This is a genomic window from Legionella feeleii, from assembly GCF_001467625.1.
In the GTDB taxonomy this organism is placed as follows: domain Bacteria; phylum Pseudomonadota; class Gammaproteobacteria; order Legionellales; family Legionellaceae; genus Tatlockia; species Tatlockia feeleii.
The window spans coordinates 1-5544 of the sequence record NZ_LNYB01000013.1; the positions used below are offsets into that span (position 1 = coordinate 1).

A 5544-nucleotide genomic window follows, 5' to 3' on the forward strand; every position below is an offset into this window, starting at 1 on the left:
CCATCTAAATTTACCAAATCTTTCGTCGACTGTTGGCTAAAAAATAGTTGGACAATGCTTGGTTTATATTTAGTCATGAAAAGACCCTGGCACAGTAGGGGCTTATTGGTCTGGTTTCCATAGTGTACGAAAATTATTAGTCATTGTGGTTCTTGGCCTGATAGTTTCCTGTCTTTATTGTTTTATAAAAAAAACACATCGAGATCTTGATGGGAAACAATCGCTTTGGTTTTTGTTTTATCTTCTAGGGCTGGGAATCTTTTCTTATTGCGGCAATTATGGTGGAAAACATGTCATACCCCAATATTGGGATTTATTGTATTTATTATTATTTAGCCTGATTATTTTTGGCTTCGCTGTCTTATCCAGGAAACCGGCTAGTTATACTCAGGCATTGGTTTCAAAAACGCTTTAGGAATCAAAAAAAATACATCGTTTTTGATCCTTAGTAGATTTTATAGATAATCCATTTTGACTACGCCAGATTATCACCATACTGAACCATTCACTGCTAATAATAAAGGAACCCTTGTTACTGCGCTATTCTCAACCTCTATGAAATTTTATAAGAAAAGCACACTCAATATATAGTTCAATTATCCATACAAATTGCAGAGTCAAGACTGTTTTTTTAATATTTATTTGTTTATCATAGCCAAGCAGTAGTCCTATTGCTTCTTCTAAAATCCTGTGGATAACTCTTTAGTCTTACCGTCGATTTTTTATAAAAAAAAACGCTTACTGCAATGAGAAACCTTGTATTAAAAGGGCTGAATGATTTTTTCAATTAATGATTGATTTTTATCTTATCCACAAAATCTGTGGATAAGAATGTGCATAGAGTGTCAAAACTCAATAAACTAATGCAGTTAATCGAATGCTCAACAACTTGTCATGATTTCTGTGAGATAGAGGCAAAGCGAAGTGGTCATGATAAATTCCAAACTAATTCAAAATTCAAGCCTGACCCCATTGGTGTAGCCTCCTCTTTATTAGACCTGTCTGAATCTTTTGTAGTCGAAAGGGAAGATTATTTCTTTTACAAACTTAAAAAAACACTACCTGAAAAGGAAGTCATGAACGCTGTATTCATAGGTTTTATCGGAAAGAGGGGGGAGTGGCTTCCTTATTGGAAAAGGGGCTCTCATGTAGATCCAGGAAATAAAAATTTCTGTAGTGCCTGCTAAAAAAGCTAAAAAAATTCATTTGCAAGGCACCACAGAATCAAATACTATAAATCTGCGTTTGATGTGTTTAAATGCAATAAGCGCTGACAGAGAGGCATCTCACCTCCTCCCCGCCAGCTAACCACAATCTATCTACGAGGATAAATTATGGCTAAACGAATCTTAGTCTATTTCAGTTTTGTATTTCAATGGCATGTCCGTAAGAAGCCGCCAAAATTTCCCATTATTTACACCGGTTGAACATTAAGAGCGTGGTTTATAGCATGCTTTAATTCGTTATTAACCAAAAATCTTAATCATTTCAGCGACTAGAGATACAGGGATTATTTTTTCAATAATTCCTGTGCTAAGTCACACCTTTAAAAAAATAAAGGAAGAATAATGGTGAAAACAAAGCAAGAAACCTTGAGGAAAACGAGTTTAATCGATAGTCCCTTTTTTAAAGTGTTTGCAAAGAACTATCTGGACTATTTAGGCAATAGTAACCCAACCCCTAAGCAACTGGCCGAAATCCAGGCCTTACTTTCCAACACCTGGATAAGGCAACCGATTTGTTTCGACCTGCGACTAAGCGAGCAGGAAAAGCAGTGCCTGTATCTATCTGCACAAGGTAAAGAGGTGAAGGAAATCGCAGCCTTTTTAAAAGTATCCACCCGAAGAGTGACTCAGCATCGGCAATCCATCTTTCAAAAACTGGATTGTAAAAATATAACGAGCGCGATAATTGTTGGATTGCGGTTTGGGGTAATCAAGACAGATGATTTACCGGAGACAGGTAGATTGGTTTGGTAAGTGACAATAACTAGTGCCTGTATTGTTTTGAGTTAATCAAAAGTGGTGGAATTTACGTGTTATTCGAAAGTTAGTTTATAGAGATGAAATTATCGATTGATTAGGCTATAATGATTAAATCGAACGAAATAACCGAGATTTTATTATGGAATCATTATCAGCGAATGAAGCCAAAACACATTTTGGAGATTTGCTTCTCAAAGTACAACGTGAACCAGTTCAAATTAACCGAAATGGCAAGGCTGTGGCTGTTGTTTTGTCTGTTGATGACTACCAAAATTTAGAATCCCTCAAAATCCAGTATTTGAAAACTCGCGTAGAACAGGCAAAAGAAGATATTGCTAATGGTCGACTTATTGAAGGGAATGCTTTTTTTGATGAATTATTAAATGGAAAATTTGACTAATAATGACCCGGTATCAGTTTACAGCACAGGCACGACAGGATCTTATTCAAATTCGTCGCTTTACATTAGAACATTGGGGATCAAAACAGTCCATAAGTTATCTGGAAGAATTAAAAAGGACAGTCGAACTGCTATCCGATATGCCGTTGATGGGAAAAAATTGCTCTGATGATTTAGGTAAAGATATTTATCGTTTTTTATATGGAAGTCATGCCATTTATAACTTCACAATGCCTGACTCAATAATTATTATTGCTATTCTTCATCAGAGTATGGTGCCAGAAAATCATCTTACAAATCGATTATAAAAATCTCATTATCAATGAAACAAAAATCCAATGATATTGTTCTATCTAAATTAAAAATTAGACTTTAATGATAGGCCTTTGCAAAGCAGAACCTTAATTATCATAAGGGTGTACTCTAATGATATTTCTGGTCTACACAACTAAGTTAATAGAAACTAAAATTATAATTTCATTTTAAAGCAAGCGTCTAATTAACCATGAATCAGATTAATTGATTGATTGAAACGTAACGATTTTGGCTTTCCCAGATTGCTTGGCCTTATAAAGAGCATTATCTACGGAGGAAATTATACGATCATAGTTGGCCTTACTATCAACTGGGATGGGAAGAATGCCAATACTCAAAGTAATAAAACTGCCATCCATATGATTGGATGGATAAATTTTAACTAACTCTTGGCAAAGGCTAATGATTTCCTGTACCGATTGATTGTTAAGAACAATACAGAATTCATCCCCGCCTAAGCGAAAAAGTCTATCGTGTTCTCGTCGGAAAGCTTTCTTAAGCTGTTGGACTGTTTCTATCAAAACCCTATCACCATGGGGATGTCCAAACTTATCATTAATCTCTTTAAAATTATCTACATCAACGAGTATTAATGTTAACAGAGACTGGTTTGTCCTTTTTTTGGAGAGCTCCTGTTCTAAGATGGACTGAAAATGACGGCGGTTGTATGCTCCTGTTAAAGGATCTGTAATTGACAGAAGATGTAGCTTATCAATAAGTTTTTCTTTTTCATTTGATAGCAGTAATGACTGGTTCAGAAGGCGGTGGTTCAGGATGGCTGAAATTATAAGCATAATTATAAAGAGTAAAAACATGAGAGCAAGGATGGCTCGGTCAGGATTCATGATGTAAAAATTATAAGCAATGACGGGGAGGAACATTGGTATAATATAGGCATAATAGGCGGGAAGATAAGCAGAGAGGGAGGCTATAGAACCGGCACTCATTCCCCCAAGGACTAAAATCACAATAAATTCATTTGGCTGGCTTAGATAAGGCAACGTTAGCCAGTAAGATGCTCCCCAAACCGTACCCATCAGTAAAGTGAGGCTGACGAAGGTAATCAACAAGGATGATTTGTGTAAAAGTCCTTTCCTGATTACATAAAAACAAAAAAACCATCGGATTAGACTAACTAATACGATAGAGAACAACCAAAAACCAACAAGAGCCACTGGCGTATCATGGTAAAGAAGAATCGCTGCCAGGAGAGACGACAATACAATATTAAACGGTATAGCTCTCAGCGAACCTTCAAGAAGAAGCAGACTCTTTTCTTCTTTTTGCTTTACCATCAAACACTCCCTGTTGCGTGATCCCATTACTTCGCAGGCTTTTGACACATTGCCAAGTTCTTTGGCAAGATTAAGTAATCCAACTTTTGTTTTGATTTTAAGGTCGCACTTCAGTCAAAACCGGAAACCCCCATCTTTTCAAGTGATGTGACAGATTAAATCGGAACTAATACACCTGATATCAGTTTGAGGCCTGTTATTTACTGAATTGAGCACTTACCACCTGTGTTTTCATGTTCTTCTTTAGCTTCATTGATTGCCTCGTCGAGATTTAGCTTATATACTGACGATGTTGACATTCCTAAATAGATATCGGTTAATGTCTGTTGTAAATTTTTCTTTCTTAATGAATTGATTTCTTTTATATCTAAAGTTGCATCATTTATATTATCTGCCGTTAAATTATTAATGGCTTTAAACCTCTCGCCGTGTCTCTTAATTTGAATACCAGGTGTTCCACTACCTTTGTTAATTGCGAGCGTATCATTATCAATTTTATATATTCTATAGCCAGAAAAAACAAGGTTAACTACTTTTGGTTCAATAGTATTAAACCAATTGATGAAATACTCTGTTGGTTTTTCTATGTCAACATTCGTACCTTCATGTTCAGAGAAATCTATCTTATCTTTATTAATAGAAAAAGGACGTATCTTTTCAAAGGTTTTTTTAGCCCTATCTATCTCGCTCATCATCAACTTTGCAGCTTCAATTTCATTCATTTCTGGTGATAATTGCGAAGCTAAACTACCTAAGGAGTCATTTGGCAAATTTGCAAAAAAACCTAAATCTGGATTAGTTCTACGTTCTTGATTAACTAACAGGGCCACATTACTTATGTCCAAGGAATGTGAAAGCCTATTTATTTTATCTTCTAATTTGTTAATCAAATTTAATAAGGATTCATCGTTATTATTTACTTTATAGGCTAAAACACCTTTTTTAAGATTTTTTAATTCTTCTTGGCTCAAGTTCTCGATATTACCAGTTGCTTTTATAAGAGAAGAGGCGTTGATGATAGTCATAGAAATATCATATGGAATAGAAAAACATATCTCTGTAGGTTTTTTATGAAAAGCCACGCCTTGAATATACCCAAACCCCGCGCCTATCGCTTCTTGGGAAATTTCAGGATAATAGTTTGGTGCGTAGAAATCCTGTTTCGCTTCTTCTATATTATTTTCAATTCCTTTTGCAATGAAGGTTAATAATTTTTGATGATTTGGTGTAAGTAAATCAGACGTTATAGGAAATCCAAAATGATAATAAGTTTCCTTTGTCTTACAGCAAATAGATGAGTTTACACACTCTTTTAATACACCGGCATACTCAAGTATCATGTACTCTAAAACATCAGACTTAGCTGTATCAAGCTGCAATTTTTCCAACAAATAATTCTTTAAATTTTCATACTTCATAATATAACTCAAGATAATATTTAATCATATTACGAAGTATGACGAGTTATGCTCGAATCTGGTGTATGTGAAAAATAAATTAGGTGGCGTATCCTGTTGATTGTTCGCCAAGAACATAATCAACAAAAGGA

The 5544-nt window shown here is 35.1% G+C and carries 6 protein-coding genes and 1 pseudogene; 5 read left to right on the plus strand and 2 right to left on the minus strand.

Translation table 11 applies throughout. The features are described from left to right. Window positions 1–91: 91 nt before the first annotated feature. From Lfee_RS17550 to Lfee_RS01810, 5 genes and pseudogenes are all read left to right on the plus strand, one after another. A pseudogene (locus tag Lfee_RS17550) lies at window positions 92–415 on the plus strand (APC family permease); the annotation flags it as partial. A gap of 427 nt (window positions 416–842) precedes the next feature. Next, window positions 843–1187 (plus strand): hypothetical protein, encoded by a 345-nt coding sequence (locus Lfee_RS01795; RefSeq protein WP_131753230.1) that lies wholly within the window; start codon window positions 843–845, stop codon window positions 1185–1187. Between the two features lie 381 nt (window positions 1188–1568). Further along, on the plus strand, window positions 1569–1979 hold the full coding sequence (locus tag Lfee_RS01800) for a response regulator transcription factor (protein ID WP_058443579.1): 411 nt from the start codon (window positions 1569–1571) through the stop codon (window positions 1977–1979). A 145-nt stretch (window positions 1980–2124) separates the two neighbouring features. After that, window positions 2125–2385, plus strand: coding sequence for a type II toxin-antitoxin system Phd/YefM family antitoxin (locus Lfee_RS01805; protein ID WP_058443580.1), 261 nt, complete (start codon window positions 2125–2127; stop codon window positions 2383–2385). A 2-nt stretch (window positions 2386–2387) separates the two neighbouring features. Continuing rightward, entirely contained in the window at window positions 2388–2693 is a 306-nt protein-coding gene (locus Lfee_RS01810) for a type II toxin-antitoxin system RelE/ParE family toxin (RefSeq protein WP_058443581.1), read from the plus strand. Between the two features lie 207 nt (window positions 2694–2900). On the opposite strand, the gene Lfee_RS01815 is transcribed toward Lfee_RS01810, so the two are convergent. Then, window positions 2901–3995, minus strand: a complete 1095-nt coding sequence (locus Lfee_RS01815) for a GGDEF domain-containing protein (RefSeq protein WP_058443582.1) — start codon at window positions 3993–3995, stop codon at window positions 2901–2903. A gap of 200 nt (window positions 3996–4195) precedes the next feature. Then, entirely contained in the window at window positions 4196–5413 is a 1218-nt protein-coding gene (locus tag Lfee_RS01820; RefSeq protein WP_058443583.1) for a hypothetical protein, read from the minus strand. Window positions 5414–5544: the final 131 nt, after the last annotated feature.